The 18,771-nt window shown below is 75.2% G+C and carries 19 protein-coding genes; 12 read left to right on the top strand and 7 right to left on the bottom strand.

Features of this window, described 5'->3' with window-relative positions; genetic code table 11:
• Positions 1–116 precede the first annotated feature (116 nt).
• On the bottom strand, positions 117–512 hold the full coding sequence (locus FXF50_RS27790; protein WP_148431888.1) for a DUF2267 domain-containing protein: 396 nt from the start codon (positions 510–512) through the stop codon (positions 117–119).
• Positions 513–731: 219 nt separating this feature from the next.
• On the bottom strand, positions 732–1,982 hold the full coding sequence (locus FXF50_RS27785; protein WP_187399857.1) for an MFS transporter: 1,251 nt from the start codon (positions 1,980–1,982) through the stop codon (positions 732–734).
• Positions 1,983–2,081: 99 nt separating this feature from the next.
• On the opposite strand from FXF50_RS27785, the gene FXF50_RS27780 reads away from it, so the two are divergent.
• Positions 2,082–3,443 (top strand): PLP-dependent aminotransferase family protein, encoded by a 1,362-nt coding sequence (locus tag FXF50_RS27780; protein WP_148431886.1) that lies wholly within the window; start codon positions 2,082–2,084, stop codon positions 3,441–3,443.
• On the opposite strand, the gene FXF50_RS27775 is transcribed toward FXF50_RS27780, so the two are convergent.
• The gene (locus tag FXF50_RS27775) at positions 3,403–3,801 is read right to left on the bottom strand and encodes an NUDIX domain-containing protein (protein WP_148431885.1); all 399 of its coding nucleotides are present in this window, start codon (positions 3,799–3,801) and stop codon (positions 3,403–3,405) included. The genes FXF50_RS27780 and FXF50_RS27775 overlap by 41 nt on opposite strands.
• A 177-nt stretch (positions 3,802–3,978) precedes the next feature.
• Here FXF50_RS27775 and FXF50_RS27770 point away from each other — a divergent pair, with 177 nt between their 5' ends.
• The 3 genes from FXF50_RS27770 (at position 3,979) to FXF50_RS27760 (ending at position 7,368) form a co-directional block, all read left to right on the top strand.
• Complete coding sequence (locus FXF50_RS27770; RefSeq protein ID WP_148431884.1) at positions 3,979–4,371, top strand: hypothetical protein; 393 nt, start codon at positions 3,979–3,981, stop codon at positions 4,369–4,371.
• Positions 4,372–4,429: 58 nt separating this feature from the next.
• Complete coding sequence (locus FXF50_RS27765; RefSeq protein ID WP_148431883.1) at positions 4,430–6,571, top strand: molybdopterin-dependent oxidoreductase; 2,142 nt, start codon at positions 4,430–4,432, stop codon at positions 6,569–6,571.
• A 92-nt stretch (positions 6,572–6,663) separates the two neighbouring features.
• The gene (locus tag FXF50_RS27760) at positions 6,664–7,368 is read left to right on the top strand and encodes a CBS domain-containing protein (RefSeq protein ID WP_148431882.1); all 705 of its coding nucleotides are present in this window, start codon (positions 6,664–6,666) and stop codon (positions 7,366–7,368) included.
• A 27-nt stretch (positions 7,369–7,395) separates the two neighbouring features.
• On the opposite strand, the gene FXF50_RS27755 is transcribed toward FXF50_RS27760, so the two are convergent.
• The 3 genes from FXF50_RS27755 to FXF50_RS27745 are packed head-to-tail and all read right to left on the bottom strand — an operon-like array spanning position 7,396 to position 10,618.
• Entirely contained in the window at positions 7,396–8,754 is a 1,359-nt protein-coding gene (locus tag FXF50_RS27755) for a hypothetical protein (protein WP_148431907.1), read from the bottom strand.
• An 8-nt stretch (positions 8,755–8,762) separates the two neighbouring features.
• On the bottom strand, positions 8,763–9,581 hold the full coding sequence (locus tag FXF50_RS27750; protein WP_148431881.1) for a sugar phosphate isomerase/epimerase family protein: 819 nt from the start codon (positions 9,579–9,581) through the stop codon (positions 8,763–8,765).
• Positions 9,578–10,618 (bottom strand): zinc-binding dehydrogenase, encoded by a 1,041-nt coding sequence (locus tag FXF50_RS27745; RefSeq protein ID WP_148431880.1) that lies wholly within the window; start codon positions 10,616–10,618, stop codon positions 9,578–9,580. The genes FXF50_RS27750 and FXF50_RS27745 overlap by 4 nt, the downstream gene beginning before the upstream one ends.
• Before the next feature lie 119 nt (positions 10,619–10,737).
• Here FXF50_RS27745 and FXF50_RS27740 point away from each other — a divergent pair, with 119 nt between their 5' ends.
• From FXF50_RS27740 to FXF50_RS27715, 6 genes are all read left to right on the top strand, one after another.
• Entirely contained in the window at positions 10,738–12,129 is a 1,392-nt protein-coding gene (locus FXF50_RS27740; RefSeq protein ID WP_148431879.1) for an ABC transporter substrate-binding protein, read from the top strand.
• Entirely contained in the window at positions 12,126–13,088 is a 963-nt protein-coding gene (locus FXF50_RS27735) for a carbohydrate ABC transporter permease (protein WP_148431878.1), read from the top strand. Before FXF50_RS27740 ends, FXF50_RS27735 begins: the two co-directional genes overlap by 4 nt.
• Positions 13,088–13,954 (top strand): carbohydrate ABC transporter permease, encoded by an 867-nt coding sequence (locus tag FXF50_RS27730; RefSeq protein WP_148431877.1) that lies wholly within the window; start codon positions 13,088–13,090, stop codon positions 13,952–13,954. The genes FXF50_RS27735 and FXF50_RS27730 overlap by 1 nt, the downstream gene beginning before the upstream one ends.
• Before the next feature lie 115 nt (positions 13,955–14,069).
• Complete coding sequence (locus tag FXF50_RS27725) at positions 14,070–14,912, top strand: alpha/beta fold hydrolase (protein ID WP_148431876.1); 843 nt, start codon at positions 14,070–14,072, stop codon at positions 14,910–14,912.
• A gap of 54 nt (positions 14,913–14,966) precedes the next feature.
• Complete coding sequence (locus tag FXF50_RS27720) at positions 14,967–15,569, top strand: phosphoesterase PA-phosphatase (protein ID WP_148431875.1); 603 nt, start codon at positions 14,967–14,969, stop codon at positions 15,567–15,569.
• Between the two features lie 44 nt (positions 15,570–15,613).
• The gene (locus tag FXF50_RS27715; protein WP_148431874.1) at positions 15,614–16,219 is read left to right on the top strand and encodes a bifunctional 2-polyprenyl-6-hydroxyphenol methylase/3-demethylubiquinol 3-O-methyltransferase UbiG; all 606 of its coding nucleotides are present in this window, start codon (positions 15,614–15,616) and stop codon (positions 16,217–16,219) included.
• Between the two features lie 161 nt (positions 16,220–16,380).
• Here the strand turns inward: FXF50_RS27715 and eccB are convergent, their stop codons facing one another.
• The gene (gene eccB, locus FXF50_RS27710) at positions 16,381–17,763 is read right to left on the bottom strand and encodes a type VII secretion protein EccB (protein WP_148431873.1); all 1,383 of its coding nucleotides are present in this window, start codon (positions 17,761–17,763) and stop codon (positions 16,381–16,383) included.
• 141 nt (positions 17,764–17,904) lie between these two features.
• Between eccB and FXF50_RS27705 the strand changes: the two genes are divergently transcribed.
• Complete coding sequence (locus FXF50_RS27705; RefSeq protein ID WP_091309304.1) at positions 17,905–18,174, top strand: metal-sensitive transcriptional regulator; 270 nt, start codon at positions 17,905–17,907, stop codon at positions 18,172–18,174.
• Positions 18,175–18,260: 86 nt separating this feature from the next.
• On the top strand, positions 18,261–18,771 hold a 511-nt coding region (locus tag FXF50_RS27700; protein WP_148431872.1), incomplete at its 3' end, for an MBL fold metallo-hydrolase.

Here is an 18,771-nt window from a genome sequence, read left to right as displayed (position 1 = left end):
TTTACCGCGTAGGTGTCTACTGGCGAGTTAATTTACGGTGAAAATACTTCCTGGCCGTGGAATTTCCGTCGCACGGCCCCTTTGCCGCAGCTCAACCCGGGTCTCGGGGAGCCTGCCTACACATCGTACGGTGGGCGCGGGATCGGGTCGACCATCGCGTCGAATCCCTTGGGGAGCTGTGCCACGAGATCCTGGAACTCGCCGACCGTGACCGTCTCCCGCAGCGTGGCCAGGACCGCCCGGGTCCCGACCTCGGCGACCGCCGCGTCCACGCCGGCCCGCTCCGCGACCCGGTACAGGAAGGCGACGGCGCCGCCGGTCGTACCGCCCTCGCCGGACGCGGCCAGGTAGCTGCCCACCTCGTCCGGCAACTGCGCCGCGAGGTCCGCCGACTCGTTGGCGGTGATCCGCTCGGCCAGGGTCTGGAGCACCGCCCGGGAGATGGTGGCGGCCTGCTCGGTGGGCAGTTCGGCGCGGCGGGACACCGCGTCGACGAATCGGGGAAACCGCACAGCGCACTCCTGTCGTCGCCGGCCGCCGCCGGGTGTCCGACCCGTCCGCGCCTCGCGGCCCGGAACGTCGCGCCCGCGGTTACCCGCCCCCGACGGCGGCAAACGGCCCCGTCGGGCGACGGGCACCCGCCGCGTCCACCCGGAGGCGGCGGCAAACGGCCGCCGTCGGGCGACGGGCACCCGCCGCGTCCACCCGGAGGCGGCGGCAAACAGCCGCCGTCAGGCGACGGGCACCGCGTCCGCCGGCGCGTCGGGGGTCGGGAAGTCCCGGATACGCCAGACCGGCGAGCAGCGCGTGACCAGCGCGGCCGCGGCCATCCCCGCCGCGGCCAGCCCGAGGTACGCCGGCGCGCCCAGCAGCCCCGTCAGCGCGCCGCCCAGCGCCGCGCCGAGCGGCATCGCGCCCCAGATGACGAACCGGCTCGTGGCGGTCATCCGGGACAGCAGCGCGGGCGGGGTGGCGGCCTGCCGGAGGCTGACCGCGTTCACGTTGTAGAGCCCGCTGGCGAAGGCGCTCACCGCCAGCCCGAGGGCGATCCCGACCGGGTGCGGCCAGAGCACCAGGGCCGCCCCCGCCTGGAGCACCGCCGCGGCGGTGACCGCCCGGCCCACGCCGAGCCGGGCCCGGGCGCGGCCGGCCACCGCCGCGCCGAGCAGGTAGCCGACGTTGGCGGCGGCGACCAGCAGGCCGACCGTGGCGGCGGGCACCCGCAGCTCGCGGACCGCGTGGACCAGCAGCATGGCGAGGAAACCGGCGTGCCAGAGGTTGGTCAGGCCGGAGCAGAGGGTCAGCGCCCGGACCACCGGATCCCGGAACACGAACCGGATCCCGCCGGCGGCGTCCCGCCACAGCCCACCGGCGCCCGGCACGGCGGCGCGGGCCAGCCGGGGCGTACCGGCCAGGAAGAGCGCCGAGGCGGCGAAGCTGGCCACGTCGACCAGCAGGGCCAGCGGCGCGCCGAGGACGCCGACCAGCACGCCGGCCACGCCCGGACCGGCGGTCTGCCCGACGGCCCGGGTCGCCTCGAGGCGGGCGTTGGCGTCGGCCAGCCGCGCGGCCGGCACCACCGCGGGCACGGCGGCGAAGTAGGCCACGTCGAACAGCACGGTGGCGCAGCCGGCGAGCAGCGCCACCGCGACGAGGTGGGCCAGGCTCAGCAGCCCGGCCGCCCAGGCGAGCGGGACGCTGGCCAGCAGGACGGCGCGGGCCAGGTCGGCGCCGACCAGCACGGCGCGGCGGGGCATCCGGTCCACCAGCGCCCCGGCCGGCACGCCGAGCAGCAGGTACGGCAGGGTGGTGGCGGCGGTCAGCGCGGCGACCCCGGTGGCGCCCGCGCCGAGCACGGTCAGCGCCGCCAGGGGCAGCGCCACGCTGGTCACGTGGGTGCCGAGGGTGCTGACCGCGTCGGAGAGCCAGAGCCGGCGGAAGGTGGCGTGCCGCCAGAGGACTGCGGCGGAGGTGACGGTCATGCGGGCAGCCTGCGGCGCGTACCCGGGAAGCCGGTCGGCGTCGAATGTCATGGTGACAATCGGGCGGTGGGCGAGGCATGCGGTGGCTAGATTGTCACGGTGACAATCTGGGAACCGACGGGTCCGACCGGCGACGGGCCCCGCTACCTGGCGCTCGCCGACGCGATCGGCGACGACATCGCGGCCGGCCGCCTCGGCCCCGGCGACCGGCTGCCGCCGCAGCGGGACCTGGCCCGGCGGCTCGGTGTCACGGTCGCCACCGTGGGCCGGGCCTACCAGGTGGCCGCCCGGCGCGGCCTGCTCACCGGCGAGGTGGGCAGGGGCACCTTCGTGGCGCCCACGCCGCCCCCGCCGCCGGCGAGCCCCGGCCCCGTGCTCGACGTGGCCGCCGTGCACCCGCCCGGGCACGGGCCGGTGCACCGGGCCGTCGCGCCGATCCTGCACCGGCTCGCCGCCGACCCGCACGCGGTCGGCGCCGAGGACGCCGACGCCGTGCGGCACCGCATCGCCGGCGCCCGCTGGATGGCGCACGCCGGCTGGCGGCCCGAGCCGGACCGGGTCGAGGTGACCGCCGGCGGACAGCACGGCCTGGCCGCCGCGCTCGCCGCGTTCGCCGCGCCCCGGCAGGTGGTGGTCACCACCGAGCTGACCAACCCCGGCCTGCTCGCCGCCGCCCGGCTGCTCCGGGTCGAGTTGGCCACCGTGCCCGGCGATGCGGCCGGCCCCCGGCCCGACGCCCTCGACCGGCTCTGCGCCCGCCGCCGGGTCGCCGCGCTGCACCTGCACCCGACGCTGCACAACCCCACCGGGCTCACCGTGCCCGCCGACCGCCGGCGGGAACTCGCCGCCGTCGCCACCGCCCACGACCTCGTGGTGATCGAGGAGGACCCGTTCGGCGCGCTCCTGCCCGACCGGCCGCCCCCGGTGGCGGCGTGGCACGCCCGGACCGTCCACCTGAGCGGGATCACCAAGACGCTCGCGCCCGGCCTGCGGATCGGCTACCGGTACGCCCCGCCGTCCCTCGCGGAACCGCTGCGCGCCGCGGCCCGTGCCCTCGCCTGGGCGCCCGCTCCCCTGGTCGCCGAGGTCGCCACCCAGCTCGTGCTCGGCGGGCACGCGCACCAGCTCGCCGCCGCCCGCGCCGCCGAGCTGGCCGGCCGGGCCGCGCTCGCCCGGCAGCTGCTCGGCGCGCGCGTCGCCGCGCCGGGACCGGCCCCGTTCGCCTGGGTACGCCTCGACCGCGACGCCGAGACGGTCACCGCCCTCGCCCGCCGGCGCGGCGTCGCCGTGGCCGGCACCGACGAGTTCGCCGCCCGGCGGGGCGCCCCGGCCGGGCTGCGGATCAGCCTCAGCGCCGACGACCGGACCGTTCGCACCGCGCTGCGCGCCCTGGCCCGGCTGCTGCCCGACCGGGCGGAGGTCAGCGCAACGCGCCGAGTCCCCGGAAGTGGTCGAAGATGATCTGGTCGACCGGCGAGACCCGGTCGCGGTCGGCGTAGCCGAGCCAGGCCAGCTCCGCGATCTCGCTCGCGGGCCGCAGCGTGCCCCGGTAGTCGGCGGCGTAGCAGGTCATCCGGACCAGCGTGCCGGCGCCGTGGCCGTGCGCCTGCGCGGTGAAGACGCCCACCGGGACGGCGGACTCCGGCACGACGGTCACGGCCAGTTCCTCGGCGATCTCCCGGACCAGGGTCGCCAGGTCGCTCTCGCCGGCCTCCCGCTTGCCGCCGGGCAGGTACCAGACGTCCCTGCCCCGGGACCGGGTGCTCAGCACCCGGCCGTCCTCGATCCGGATCCAGGCGACCTTGTCGATCTCGGGCATGACGCTCCTCGGTCTCCGGCGGCTCTCCGCGAACCACCGCCCCGGAAGGGTAGTGCCGGCTCAGCCCCCGTGGGCTGCCGGGAATCCACCGCCGCCGGGTTTGCCGCCGCCGCGCGACCGGGCACTTCCGCCCCGACGCCCGGGACGCCGGGCGCCGGCACGGGACGGAGTCGTCGGATGGGATGGCTGGACAGACTGCTGGGTAGGCCCGGGTCCGCACGGCAGGACGTCGCGGAGCGGCTGACCACGTACGGCCCGTTCCGGACCACGACCGAGACGGTCGGGCTGGACGACCGCGAGACCGTGCGGCGGTGGCTGCGGGGACTCGACCCGGATCTCCGGCAGCAGGTGCACGTGCGCCGGCCGTGGGGCGTGATCGCCGCGGTGAGCGACCACCGCGACCCGGTCGGTGTGGTCATGCGGGAGCCGGACGGCCGGGCCTGGGGCGCCTACGTACCGGGCGCCGACCGCCGGGAACACCTGACGCCCGAGCAGGTCGAGGCCGTGATGCTCGCCGCGCTGACCTCGACCGGACGACCCGACGGGCCGGACTGGCGACCGATCGCCTGATCCGCCCGGCGTCCGCCACGGGACCCGGACGCGCGCCGCCGCTCGGTAGGCTCGCCGCATGGCCCGCACCACCCACCCCGGCGCCTGCCCGCTGGACTGCCCGGACACGTGCGTCTGGCAGCTCACCGTGGAGGACGGCCGGGCCGTCGCGCTGCGCGGCGACCGCGACCACCCGTTCACCCGGGGCGCGCTCTGCGGCAAGGTCAACCGCTACCTCGACGCCGTCAACGGCCCCGACCGGCTGACCACGCCCTACGTGCGCACCGGCCCGAAGGGCGCCGGGCGCGTCGCGTACCGGCCGGCGAGCTGGGCGGAGGCGGTCGACCGGGTGGCGGCCGGGCTGCGCGCCAGCATCGAGCGGGACGGCCCCGAGGCGGTGCTGCCCTACTACTTCGCCGGCACCATGGGGCACGTGCAGGGCTGGACGATGGGCCAGCGGCTCTTCGCCCACCTGGGGGCGTCCCGGCTGGACACCACCATCTGCACCGGCGCGGCCCGGGCGGCGCTGCGCTCGATCTACGGCAGCTCGATCGGCTTCGAGCCGGAGTCGATCGTGGCGGCGAAGCTCATCGTGCTCTGGGGCGCCAACCCGCTCGCCACCAACCTGCACCTGTGGCCGTTCGTGCAGCAGGCCCGGGAGCGCGGTGCGTACCTGGTCACCATCGATCCGCTGCGCACCGACACGGCGGCCCGCAGCGACGAGCACCTGGCCCCGCTGCCCGGCACCGACGCGGCGCTCGCCCTCGGCCTCATGCGGCACGTGCGCGACGCCGCGGCGGCCGACGAGGAGTGGCTGGCCGCGCACACCGTCGGCTGGCCCGAGTTGAACGCCCGGCTCGACGAGTGGCCGGTGGAGCGGGCGGCCGCCGAGTGCGGCCTGCCCGTCGAGGTGCTCCGCCGGCTCGGCGACCGGATCGCCACCACCCGCCCCACCGCCGTCCGGGTCGGCCTGGGTCTGCAACGACACCGGGGGGCCGGTCAGGCGATCCGGGCGATCTGCGCGCTGCCGCTGGTCACCGGCGACTTCCGGTACCCGGGCGGCGGCGCCCTGGTGTCGACCGGCGGGCACCACCCGATCGACGAGGACGCGGTGGTCCGGCCGCCCGGCATGCCGGCCCCGCCGGCCCGGTCGGTGAACATGAGCCGGCTGGCGACCGTGCTCACCGGGGAGGCCGACCCGCCGGTGACCTCGCTGGTCGTGTTCAACGCCAACCCGGCCGCCACCGCCCCGGACCAGAACCGGCTCCTCGCCGGCCTGCGCCGCACCGACCTGTTCACCGTGGTGCTGGAACAGCGTTGGACCGACACCTGCGACTACGCCGACGTGGTGCTGCCGGCCACCATGCAGCCCGAGCACCTCGACCTGCACTCCTCCTACGGCCACCACTACACGACGCTGAACCTGCCGGTCACCCGGGCGCCCGGGGAGGCGCTGCCGAACACCGAGATCTTCCGGCGGATCGCCGCCGCGCTCGGCCTCGACCATCCCCGGTTCTCCGACAGCGACGAGGACCTGGCGCGGCAGTTGCTGGCCGGCACGCCGGTCACCTTCGAGGAACTGCGCGAGCGGACGTACGCCCGGACCACCGGCGTGCCGGTCGGCGCCGCGCCGTTCGCCGCGGGCGGCTTCCGCACCCCGGACGGCCGGGCCCGGCTGCACGACCCGGCGCTGGCCCGGCTCGGGGTGGACCCGCTGCCCGGGCACACCCCGCCGGCGGAGGCCGCCGACCCCGACCTGGCCCGCCGGTTCCCGCTGGTGCTGCTCGCCCCGGCCGGCCGGTTCCTCATGAACTCCACTTTCGCCTCGCTGCCCTGGCACGCCCGGCGGACCGGGCCGCCCCGGGTGCACCTGCATCCGGACGACGCGGCGGCGCGCGGCCTCGCCGACGGCGACGCGGTGCGGGTGCACAACGACCGCGGTGCGTTCCTCGCGGCGGTCGCCGTGGACGAGGCGACCCGGCCGGGGCTGGCGTTCACCTACAAGGCGTACTGGGCGCGGCTGAGCCCGGGGCGGTCCACCGTCAACGCGGTCACCGCCGTACGCGACACCGACCTGGGCGAGGCGCCGACGTTCCACGACTGCCGGGTCGAGGTCACGCCGGTGTCGGCCGAGCTGCTGATCCCCGAGCCGCCGGCGGACACGGCGACCGTGCCCGCGCCGGCCGCACCCGCCGACGCGGCGGCCGTACCGGCCGGCTGAGCCGGGACTTCCGGCCCCCCGGCGGGGTCCCTGCGCCCCTGCTCCCGCACCGCCGCCCTCCGTAGCGTCGACAGGGAAAGAGGGAGGTCGCCATGCGTACGTGGCAGGTGCAGGACGTGATGACCACCGACGTCGCGACGGTACGGGAGGGCACGGCGTACCGGGAGATCGTCGACGTGCTGACCGGCCGGCACGTGACGGCGGCGCCGGTGGTGGACGGGGCGGGGCGGGTCCTCGGGGTGGTCTCCGAGGCGGACCTCATGTACAAGGTGGAGTTGCAGGGTCAGCCGCAGCCGCGGCGGATCCTGCCCGACCGGCACCGGCGGGAGGCGCGGGCGAAGGCCGACGCGACCCTGGCCGCCGACCTGATGACCGCTCCCCCGGTGACCGTCACGCCGGACGCCTCGCTGGTGGAGGCGGCCCGGACCATGGACGCCCGAGGCGTGAAGCGGCTGCCGGTGGTCGACGACCTGGGCCGGCTGGTCGGCATCGTGACCCGCGGTGACCTGCTCAAGGTGCACCTGCGGCCGGACGCCGACATCCGGCGGGACGTCCGCGACGAGGTGCTGCGCCGCACCCTCGGCGTGCCCGACGGCGTGGTGGACGTGACCGTGCACGGCGGCGTCGTCACCCTCACGGGGCAGCTCGACCGCTGGTCCACGGTGCGCCTGGCGCTGCGGCTGGCCCGGCAGGTCAGCGGCGTGGTCGAGGTGGTCGACGCGCTCGGCTACGCGATCGACGACGCCCCGATGGCCGCGCTGCGGGCCGCCGGTGCGACCCCCGCCGGCATCGCCTGACCCCCGCCCGGCCGGGCCGCCGGCGGCTCAGCCCTCGGCGAGGGCGTCCAGCACCAGCGCGGCCGTCCAACCGAACGCCGGTGACCCGAGTCCCGCCCCGGTGTCCGGGTGGAAGTACTCGTGGCAGCCCGCCGCGTCGACCAGGTCCAGCATGGACTCGCGGAGCCCGGCGGCCAGGTCGGGGCGGCCGTGGGTGCGCAGCCCCTGCCAGAGGATCCAGTCGGTGTTCAGCCAGCTCGGGCCGCGCCAGTAGCGCAGCGGCTCGAAGTCCGGCGCCGTGCGGTCGTGGGTGGGCAGCGGGCGGTCCATCCGGGCGGCCAGGCCGAAGCGGGGCGAGCACGCCTCGGCGACCACCGCCCCCACGTGGTGGGCCGGCAGGTCGGGCAGGATCAGCGGCATCAGCCCGAGCACCGTCCGGGCCGGCACGAGCCGGTCGGCCCGGACGTCGCGCGGGCGGAACGTCCCGGTGACCGGGTCGAAGAGTCGGTCGACCAGGGCCTCGGTGATCCGCACCGCGCGGTCCCGGTGCGGCCCCGGGTCGGCGCCGACCACGGCGGCGATCCGCGCGAGGGCCCGCTCGGAGACCGCGAGCGCCGCGTTGACCAGCGGGCACTCCACCAGGAACGGCTGCCGGCCGAGCAGCCCGTCGTCGCGGTAGCGGCCCGCCCGGTAGGCGGCCACGAGCGCGACGTAGCGCGCGTAGTCGAGGTCGGTGGGGCGGTGCGCCGCGTCGGCGTGCGCGGTGTCGTGCCGGCGGTACGCGCGCATCACCGCCTCGTCGGCGGGCACCGCGGCCATCGGGGCGTCCCAGGCGGGGCTGTTGTCCAGGCCGGACTCCCACGGGTGCACGATGGCGGCCAGCCCGCCCCCGCCGACGTCCCGCCGGCCGGTCAGGTAGCGCTGCTGCGCGACCAGCCGCGGGTAGAGCCAGCGCAGCGCCGCCACCGACGCCTCGGAAGGGGCGCGGCGGTGCACGAGCCAGGCGGCCGGGGCGTGCACCGGCGGCTGGACGATCCCGGAGGTGGCCGCCGCCGGGGCGCCGTCGGCGCGGGCCGAGTCCCAGAAACCGGGCCCGGGGAAGTAGGCGCCGGCGCGCAGCGCCGGGTTGAACACGATGTGCGGGACCCGCCCGTCGGCCCACTGCGCGGCGAACAGGGTGCGCAGCTCCCGCCAGGCGCGGTCCGGGCGGGCGTGCACCAGCCCGACCGCGATGAACGCCGAGTCCCAGCTCCACTGGTGCGGGTAGAGGGTACGGGACGGGACGGTGTGGTCGTGCTCCCAGTTGGCGTCGAGCGTGGTGAGCGCGAGCCGGCGCAGCCGGGCGGCCCGCTCGGGATCGGTGCGGCCGGGGCCGCCGGCCCGCACCGGAGCCGTGCCGCCGGGCATGCCCGTGCTCACGCCGCCGCCCGCCGTGGCCCGGCCTGGGCGAGGACGGTGGCGGCCTGGCGCAGGGCGGCGACCGGGTCGCCGCGCAGCCGGCACTCCAGCGCCAGCCAGCCGCGGTAGCCGATCCCGTCCAGGGTGGCCAGCAGCGCCCGCCAGTCCAGGTGCCCGGCTCCCGGCTGGTAGCGGTTGGAGTCGCTGACCTGCACGTGCCCCAGGTACGGCGCGGCCGCGCGGAGCGCCGCGCAGGCGTCGTCCTCCTCGATGTTCATGTGGTAGGTGTCGGCGACCACCCGGACCGAGGGCAGGTCGACGGCGCGGCACAGGGCGACCGCCTCGTCGAGCCGGTTGACCATGTGGTCCTCGTACCGGTTGAGGGGTTCCAGGAAGAGGGTGACCCCCTCGGCGCGGGCGTGCTCGCCGAGGGCGCCCAGGGCGTCGACGAGCACCTGCCGGTCGCCCTCGGGCGGGCGGGGCGGCTCGAACGGCGGCAGGCGGCGGGAGAACATCCCCCACGCGGCCGGGGTCATGGCGCCGAGCCCGCCGAGCTCGGCGATGACCGAGAGCTGGGAGCGCAGGTTGCGCACCGCGTCGCGGGAGCGCTCGGGGTCGAAATCGCCGATGAAGTGGTCCATCTCGACGCAGACGGTCGGCATGACCACGCCCTCGGCGCGGGCCCGGCGCAGCTCGGGCAGCCGCCGGGCGAGGGCCAGGTCGCCCCGGCCGCGCAGCTCGATGCCCTGGTAGCCGAGGGAGACGGCGAGGGCGTACTTCTCGGACAGGCCGGCGCCGGGGAGCAACTGCTCCTGGCAGGCGAGTGGGATGGTCATGAGAACCTCAGCACGACTTGGAGGACGTCACCGTCACCGCGGTCGAGCAACGCCAGCGCGTCGGCCACCGCGCCCGCGTCGACGACGTGGCTCACCAGCGGCAGCGGGTCGACGCTGCCCTCGGCCACCAGTTCCATGAAGGTGTGCGCGATCCGTGACCCGGTCCACCGGCCGGCCGTGCCGGGCGCCGGGGCGGGCCCGGAGATCTGGGCCGCCACCAGCTGGATCCGGTTGTGGTGGAACTCCTCGCCGAGTCCCAGCCCGTGGGCGTACCCCTGGTAGAAGCCGGCGGCCACGACGCGGCCGGCGTGGGCGGTGGCGCGGATCGCCTCGTGCAGCGCCGGGTACGACCCGGACAGCTCCAGGCAGACGTCCGCGCCGCGGCCGTCGGTGGCCGCGTGCAGCGCGGCGGCGGCGGAGTCGACGGCGGCGTCGACGACCCGGCGGGCGCCGAGCCGGGTGGCGTGCGCGAGGCGGTCCGGCATCCGGTCGACGGCCACCACGCGGGCTCCGGAGAGGACGGCGAGCCGGGTGCCGAGCAGACCGATCACCCCCTGCCCGAAGACGCCGACCCAGTCGCCGAGGTGCAGGTCGCCGGCGAGCACGGCGGTCAGCGCGATGGCGCCCGGGCGGGCGAAGACGGCGACCAGGGGGTCGAGCCCGGGGGCGAGCGGGGTGACGGCGCCGGCCGCCAGCACGGCCTCCGCGCGGTGTCCCCAGATGCCCCAGACGACCTGGCCGGGCCGGCGGTCGGCGACGTCGGGGGCGACCTCGACGATCTCGCCGACCTCCTCGTAGCCGAAGCCCACCACCGGGTACGCGGGCGGGGACTGCCGGGGCACGAACATCCGGGTGGCGTCGTCCCAGTCCTTGCTGAGCCGGGGGTTGCTGCCCCGGTAGAGGGTCAGCTCGGTGCCGGCGGAGATCCCGGAGTAGCAGGTGCGGACGCGGACCTGGCCCGGGCCGAGCCGGTCCGGGGGGCAGGGCTCCAGGCTCACGCGCCGGGGCCCGGCCAGAGAGACAACCCAATTGCCCATGGCGTCGCTCCGTGGAAAGTGCCGGGCCCAATTCTAAAACGAAATATTGGTAAATGTCTTGTAAACGATCAATCGAGGGCGTTAAATCCCTCATGTACCCTTCGAGAGGAGTGCCACCGATGCCATCACCCTCGATGCGGATCCTCGCCCCCACCCTGATCATGGCACTTGCGGGGACAACCCTGCTGGCCTGCGGTGACGACGAGCCGAAATCCGACAGTTCCCAGATAACCGTGTGGAGCCTGGAAGACGTGGCGGACCGGGTGAACGCCACCAAGGCGATCATCGCCGACTACACCGCCAAGACCGGCGTCAAGGTCAACCTGGTCACCGTCAACGAGGACCAGTTCCCCTCCCTCATCGCCTCCAGCGCCGCCGCCGGCGATCTGCCCGACGTGGTCGGCTCGGTCTCCCTGGCCGGGGTGCGCACGCTGGCCGGCAACGACCTGCTCGAGCCGGACGCCAACAAGCGGGTCGTCGAGAAGCTCGGCCGGGACACGTTCTCCCCGCGCGCCCTCGAACTGACCAGCGAGGACGGCAAGCAGCTCGCGGTGCCCAGCGACGGATGGGGCCAGCTGCTCGTCTACCGCAAGGACCTGTTCGCGGCGGCGGGCCTGGCCGCCCCCGACACGTACGAGAAGATCGCCGCCGCGGCGGCGAAGCTGAACACCGGCGGCGTCGCCGGCATCACGGCGGCGACCGCCCCCGGCGACGTCTTCACCCAGCAGACCTTCGAACACCTCGCGCTCGCCAACAACTGCCAGCTCACCGACGACGCCGGCAAGGTCACGCTGGACTCCGCCGAGTGCGTCGAGGCGTTCCGCTTCTACGGCGACCTGATGCGCAACAACTCGGTCAAGGGCGCGCAGGACGTGGACACCACCCGGGCCACCTACTTCGCCGGCAAGGCGGCCATGCTGATCTGGTCCCCGTTCATCCTCGACGAGCTGGCCGGGCTGCGGAACGACGCCAAGCCGACCTGCCCGCAGTGCCAGTCCGACCCGGCATGGCTCGCGAAGAACAGCGGTTTCGTCACCGCCATCAAGGGCCCGAACGGCGCCGAGCCGGCCCAGTACGGCGAGATCAGCTCGTGGGCGGTGCTCGACGGCGCGAGCGACTCCGCATCGTCCTTCGTGGAGTACATGCTCTCCGACGGCTACCCGCGCTGGTTCGGCATGTCCCCCGAGGGGCGCTTCCCGGTCCGCACCGGCACCGCGGAGGACAAGCAGAAGTTCCTCACCGCCTGGAACACCAGCCAGGCCGGTGTGGACCGCAAGCAGCCGCTGTCCGCGGTCTACGGGGAGGACGTGCTCGCCACGCTGCGGAAGAGCCCGGACACCTTCCAGCGCTGGGGCCTGCCCCAGGGCCAGGGGAAGCTGGTCGGTGCGATCCTCGGTGAGCTGCCCGTACCCAAGGCGCTCGCCGACGTGGTCGGCGGGAAGTCCGACGCCCGGGCCGCCGCCGAGCGGGCGAAGAAGGACGTCGACGCGATCGCCAAGGGCGTGAATTGACCACCACCGCGCCGGAGGCCGGCCGCTCCCCCACCGGGGAGCGGCCCCGCCCGCCCGGCCGACGCCCGCTCACCCTGCGCCGCCGCGAGTCCCGCGCCGGGCTCGCGCTGGTCACCCCGACCCTGCTCGTCGTGGTCGCGGTGATCGGCATCCCCATCGTCTGGACCGTGGTGCTGGCCTTTCAACGGGTACGCCTCGCGACGCTGCGCCGGACGGGCCTCTTCGGCGAGCTGACCCTGGACAACGTCGACCGGGTGCTGCACACCCCCGGCTTCGCCGACACGCTCTGGACCACGGTCGTCTACAGCGCCGGCGGCACCGTCGGCTCCATCCTGGTCGGCCTGCTGGCGGCGCTGGTGGTCCGCCGGCCGTTCCGGGGCCGGACGATCGTCCGCGCGTCCATGCTGCTGCCGTACGTGGCGCCCGTGGTCGCCATGACGTTCGTCTGGCAGGTGATGCTCGACCCGCAGATCGGCTTCGTCAACGACTGGGGCCGGCGGTTCCTCGGCTGGGACGCGCCCGTGCCGTTCCTGTCCCAGGAGTCCACCGCGCTCTGGACGGTCATCGCGTTCGAGGCGTGGCGCTACTTCCCGTTCGCCTTCCTGTTCCTGCTGGCCCGGCTCCAGGCCGTGCCCGGCGAGTTGGAGGAGGCCGCCCGGGTCGACGGGGCCACCCCGACCCAGCGCTTCCGGCACATCCTGCTGCCCCAGCTCATGCCGGTGATCGCGCTGATCGGCGTGCTCCGGTTCATCATGACCTTCAACAAGTTCGACGACGTCTACCTGCTCACCGGCGGCTCGGCTGGCACCGAGGTGGTCAGCGTCCGGGTCTACCAGTTCCTCACCGCGCGGACCGACATCGGCGCGGCGGCGGCGCAGGCGGTCGTGCTGGCCGTTGTGCTGATCGTCTTCGTCGCGATCTACCTGCGCTTCTTCAGTGGCCGACGGGAGGAGGCGTGATGGACCGGGACCGGATCGAGACGGTGAGCCTGCGCTGGCTGCGCCGGCTGGTGATCGCCGGCTTCCTGCTCGTCACCCTGCTGCCGTTCTGGTACATGCTGGTGCTCTCGGTACGCCCCATCGAGCGGCTGCTGCTCGACCCCGGCTCGCTGCTCGTGCCGTTCGGCGAGCTGACCGTCGCCACGTATGCCGAGGTGCTGAAGTCCGTCGAGGACGGCGGGCAGGGCTTCCTCGCCTTCATCCGCAACAGCGGCATCGTGGCGCTGGCCGCCACCGCGCTCACCCTGGTGATCGCCATCCCCGGCGCGTACGCGGTGTCCCGGCTGCGGTTCTTCGGCCGGCGGCAGGTCAGCGCGCTGTTCCTGGCGGTCTACCTGTTCCCGTCGATCGTCATCGCGATTCCGCTCTTCGTGGTCTTCACCCGCGCCGGGCTGCGCGGGTCGCTGGTCGGGCTGGTGCTGGTCTACATTTCGCAGACCCTGCCCGTCTCGGTCTACATGCTGAAGAACTACTTCGAGACGATCCCGGTCAGCCTGGAGGAGTCCGCGGCCATCGACGGGGCCGGCCGGCTCGGCATCATCCGCCGGGTCAGCCTGCCGCTCGCCGCGCCGTCGGTGATGGCGGTCGCCCTCTACGACTTCATGATCGCCTGGAACGAGTTCCTCTTCGCGCTGCTCTTCCTGGTCGACCGGCCCAACCGGTGGACCGTCTCGCTGGGCCTGTCGCTGCTCTCCGACGGCGTCGAGGTGCCGAAGACGGTGCTGATGGCCGGCTCGGTGATCCTCACGCTGCCGATCGTGATCCTCTTCTTCGCCAGCGAACGGCTGCTCACCGAGGGTCTCACCAGCGGCGCGGAGAAGGGCTGATCCGCCGCTGCCAGGTGCCGGGAGTGCCCACCCGGCGCCTGGCAGCGCCGCATCTCGGCCCGTGATGCCCGATTCGTGGGCTATCGTCGCTTCGGTCATCGGCGATCGGGGTGGGATGCCAGACGTATGCGAGACACTCACGGTTCCCCGGGCCGGGCACCTGCTGCATGTCGAGGTGGCCGGCAGCGAGGGGGTGCCGCTGGTGCTGATGCACGGCTTCCCCGACAACCTGCACCTCTACGACGAGCTGATGCCGCACCTCGGCGATCGGCGGGTCGTCCGCTTCGACTTCCTCGGCTGGGGCCGCTCCGACAAGCCCGCGGGCTACCCGTACACCGCGGACAACATGACCGGAGACCTCGCGGCCGTGATCGACCACCTCGGGCTGCGGCGGGTCGTGCTGGTGGCCCACGACGCGTCCGGGCCGCCGGCGATCGACTGGGCCCTGCTCTACCCGCACCGGGTTGCCGCACTGGTGCTGCTCAACACCTACTACCACCAGACGGCGTCACTGCGCCGACCACCGGTCATCGCGCTCTACTCGACGCCACTGCTGCGCGCCGCGGCCCGGAAGCTGGCGGGCCGCGGCTCGGATCTCGCTCGACGCCTCTACATCTGGCAGGTGGGCCGGTTCATCCGCGACGACCGCCGCCGCGGCCCGGTGGTGGAGCGCCTGTGCGACAACTTCGTCGCAGCCCAGCCGGCGTTCTGGCGGCTCAACGACGACCTGCTCGGCACCGTCCTGACGCGCCGGCGCCGGATACCCGACCTGCGCCGGTTCGGCGCGCCGGTGCGGGTGATCTTCGGCGTCGAGGACCGCTCCCTCAACCCCCGGGTCGCGCGCCGCTTCGCCCAGCTCTTCCCCCGCGCGGACCTGCACCTGCTGCCGAACGCGGGCCACTTCGTGCAGGTCGACCAGCCGGAGCGGACCGCCCAGCTCGTCCTGACCGCCGGTTGACCGCCACGCCGCCCGCAGTTGACCTTGGCGGGCGGCGGGACCAGGATGACCCGGATGCGGGCGACTGCGGAACGGACGGCCAGCGGGCGGCTGGCCCGGCTGATCACCGAGGCCCTCGCGCCGGGCGTCCTGGTGACCGCCCTGCCGCTGGTCGCGGCGGCCCGGGTCAGCCGCTCGCCGCAGCAGTTCCTGCTCTGGGGCGGCACGGCCCTGCTGTTCTGCGCGGTGATCCCGGTCGGCGTGATCGTCCACGGAGTACGCCGCGGCCGGCTCACCGACCGGCACGTCGGCGACCGCACCCAGCGGGCCCGCCCGCTGCTCACCGGCCTGGCCTCGGTGGCGGTCGGCACGGCGCTGCTGGCCGCGCTGCGGGCGCCCGCGGAACTGTTCGCCGTCATCGTGGTGATCTTCGCGGTCGGCGCGGCGTGCACCCTGGTGAACCACTGGTGGAAGCTGAGCATCCACGCCGCGGTCGCCGCCGCCACCACGGCCGTCCTGGCGCTGCTGTTCGGCCCGGCGCTGCACGTCGGCTGGCTGCTCGTGGCCGCGGTCGGCTGGTCCCGGGTGGTGCTGCGGGACCACACCTGGCCGCAGGTGGTGGCCGGCGCCGGCACCGGCGCCCCGCTCGCCGCCGCCGCCTTCCTCGCCCTCGGCTGAGGTTCCCCCGACCCGGCCGCACAAGATCAGCTACCGTTGACGGCATGGGCAAGCCGACCCGCTGGGTGACCGAGACCAAGCCGGGACACTCGCAGTGGTACGTCGACCGGTTCCGCCGGCTCGCCGCCGAAGGGGCCGACCTGGCCGGTGAGGCGCGGCTGCTGGACACGCTCGTCCCGCCGAGCGCCCGGATCCTGGACGCCGGTTGCGGCACCGGCCGGGTGGCCGCCGCACTGGCCGAGCGGGGCCACACCGTGGTGGGCGTGGACGCCGACCCGGTGCTCATCGACGCCGCCCGCGCCGACCACCCCGGCCCGCGCTTCCTGGTCGCCGACCTGGTCGACCTGGACCTGGCCGCGCAGGGCGAGCCCGAGCCGTTCGACGCGGCCGTCGTGGCCGGCAACGTGATGGCGTTCGTCGCCCCCGGCACCGAGCGCGCCGTGCTGACCCGGATCGCCGCGCACATCCGGCCGGACGGCCCGGTGGTGATCGGTTTCGGCACCGACCGCGGCTATCCCCTCACCGAACTGGACGCCGACGCGGTGGCCGCCGGGCTCCGCCTCGACCACCGCTTCGCCACCTGGGACCTGCGTCCCTGGCACGACGACGCGGAGTTCGCGGTGACCGTGCTCCGCAAGCCAGCCCCCTGAGCCTTCACCGACGCCCTCCCGGGCGGCGGGGCGGGCGTCGCATTCCACGGCTGGCGTCTGGCCGGACCGCGACCCCACGGGGCGGCGGGGCGGGCGTCGCATTCCACGGCCAGCGTCTGGCCGGGCCGCGACCCCGCGGGGTGGCGGGCCAAGGGTCGGGGTCAGGCCGGGGCGGCGACCGTGCGGGCGGCGGCCGGGTCGAGCGGGCTACCGGCCGGCACCAGGCTGACCAGGCCCGCCGGCAGCCGGACCGGGTGGACCCCGGCGTAGCCGAGCATGCCCGGCACCTCGGCGCCGGCCAGCACGTAGCGCCGGCCGAGGTCGGTGACCAGGCAGACCGCGCCGCCGCCGGCGCCGGGGGCGGCGACCGACTCGACCAGCGCGCCCCGTCCCGGCTCCACCAGCACCTGGTCGGCGAACCCACCGCGGCCGGGCGGCGTCCGGGCGGCGGCGGAGAGATCCGGCGGGGTGGCACCGAGCCGCACCTCGCGTACGCCGGTGTCGTCACCGGCCCGGGCGCAGAGCGCGCCGCCCTCGGCCGTGGCGAGCCGGGGCGGGACGGCGGGCGGGGCGGTCGGCCCGGCGGGCACCAGGTCGGGAAGCTTCGGCAGGGCGGCGAACCGCCCGAGGGTGATCGGTTCCGGGTCACCCTGACCGGTGCGGGCGAGCAGCAGGGCGGCCTGCAACTCGGTGATGCCGGCGAGGCCGGTCCGCCCGGCCACCGCGTACTGGCGGCCGCCACCGGAGTTGCGGACCAGGTAGACGTCACCGACGGTGGCGCCGGTGACCCGCTCGGACGGGGCGCCGAGGTCGCGCAGCGGGGGCGGCGCCAGGTCGGCCCCGGCCGGCACGATGTTGAGCAGCGCCGGGGCCACGGGCACCGCCCGTTCCCGGGTGGCGGCCAGCGCGGCGAGCACCCGGTCGGTGTCGCGGAGCAGGTAGCGCCGCTCGTGCCAGAGCAGGTGCAGGGTGCCGTCCGGGTGGCGCAGCAGCAGGCCCTCGTCGCCGAGGGGCCGGCCGCCCGCTGCGTCCCGCCCGATCAGCAGCGCCGACCGGGCCTGCGTCCTGCCCGCCTCGGCGGCCGTGACCGAGCAGACCGTCCACGCCCCGCCGGCGAGCCGCCCCGGCGCGGGCAGCGAGTCGGGCGCGTCGGCGATGCCGAGTGGCAGGCCGCGCGGCACCCCCTCGACGGAACGGCGGGAGACCAGGACGGTCTTCGGCCGCTCCGCCCCGATGACCAGCAGCGCCGAGGCGTAGTTGAGCACCGGGTGCAGCTTCTCCTCCCGGTAGACGAACCGCGCCCCGGACTCCTTCTCCACGATCACCGCGCCCGGGTCGCGCCAGGCGCTGCCGCCACCGGCGAACAGGCCGTAGAGGGCGACCCCGCCGAGCGCGATCACCGCGACCAGCACGCTGGCCAGGCCCGCGCCGGCCAGCCGGCGGAACGGCGACTGTGCGGGGTCGGTCTCCCGCATCACCAGCGCGGCGACCGCCCGCTGGACGGTGAACTGGTAGGAGTGGAGCTGGTCCTGCCGGGACGGCATCGGGTCCCTTCCGAGAGCAGTCGTCGCCGCACAGGATAAGCGTTCCGTCGATCTCCCGGGGACCCTCCGTATCGGCGTCGGGTCCCCGGGAGACGGAACCGCTATCCCCCGGGGGGTATGTTGGACGCCAGGAGGTGCACGGTGAAACTTCGACCCGAGATGACCAGCGACGCCCTGACCCGGCTCAAGCGGGCCCGCGGCCAGCTCAACGCCGTCATCGAGATGATCGAGAACGGGGAGGACTGCCGCGCCACGCTGACCCAGCTCGCCGCCGTCTCCAAGGCGATCGACCGGGCCGGCTTCAAGATCATTGCCTCCGGCATGCGGCACTGCGGCACCGCCCGCGACCGGGGCGAGGAGCCGGAGATGACCGAGGAGGAGTTGGAGAAGCTCTTCCTCGCCCTTGCCTGACCGGACAAACGACCACCCGCGCGCCTGATCCCGGCGCGGGTGGGTACCTCCGCCCCTGCACACGTGGGGACGGAAGGAGCACCACCGTGGCGGTCGAGGTCTCGGTGATCGCGACGTCGTCGCTGGGTGACCGCAGCTATCTGGCCTCGGACGGGCAGGTGGCGATCGTGGTGGACCCCCAGCGCGACATCGACCGGATCATGTACCTGGCGGGGGAGAAGGGCGTCCGGGTCACGCATGTGGTGGAGACGCATATCCACAACGACTACGTCTCCGGCGGTTTGGAGCTGGCCCGGGTGACCGGCGCCCGGTACCTGGTGGCGGCGGCGGACGAGGTGGGCTTCGACCGTGTGCCGGTCTGCGACGGCGACCAGGTGGCCGTGTCCGACGGGGTGCGGCTGCGGGTGATCGGCACGCCCGGTCACACCTTCCACCACCTGTCCTACGTGCTGGACGAGGCCACCGACGGCGGGTGGCGGCCGGCGGGGGTGTTCACCGGTGGGTCGCTGCTGTTCGGCACCACGGGCCGCACCGACCTGCTGGGCGAGCGGCACGCGCACGAGTTGGCCCATCACCAGCACGCCTCGGCGCGGCGGC

Origin of the sequence: Micromonospora sp. AP08 (genome assembly GCF_008085935.1) — a bacterium.
GTDB classification, from domain to species: Bacteria; Actinomycetota; Actinomycetes; order Mycobacteriales; family Micromonosporaceae; genus Micromonospora; species Micromonospora chersina.
The sequence above is the reverse complement of the archived record's forward strand: the minus strand, read 5'-3'. Positions and strand labels throughout refer to the sequence as shown.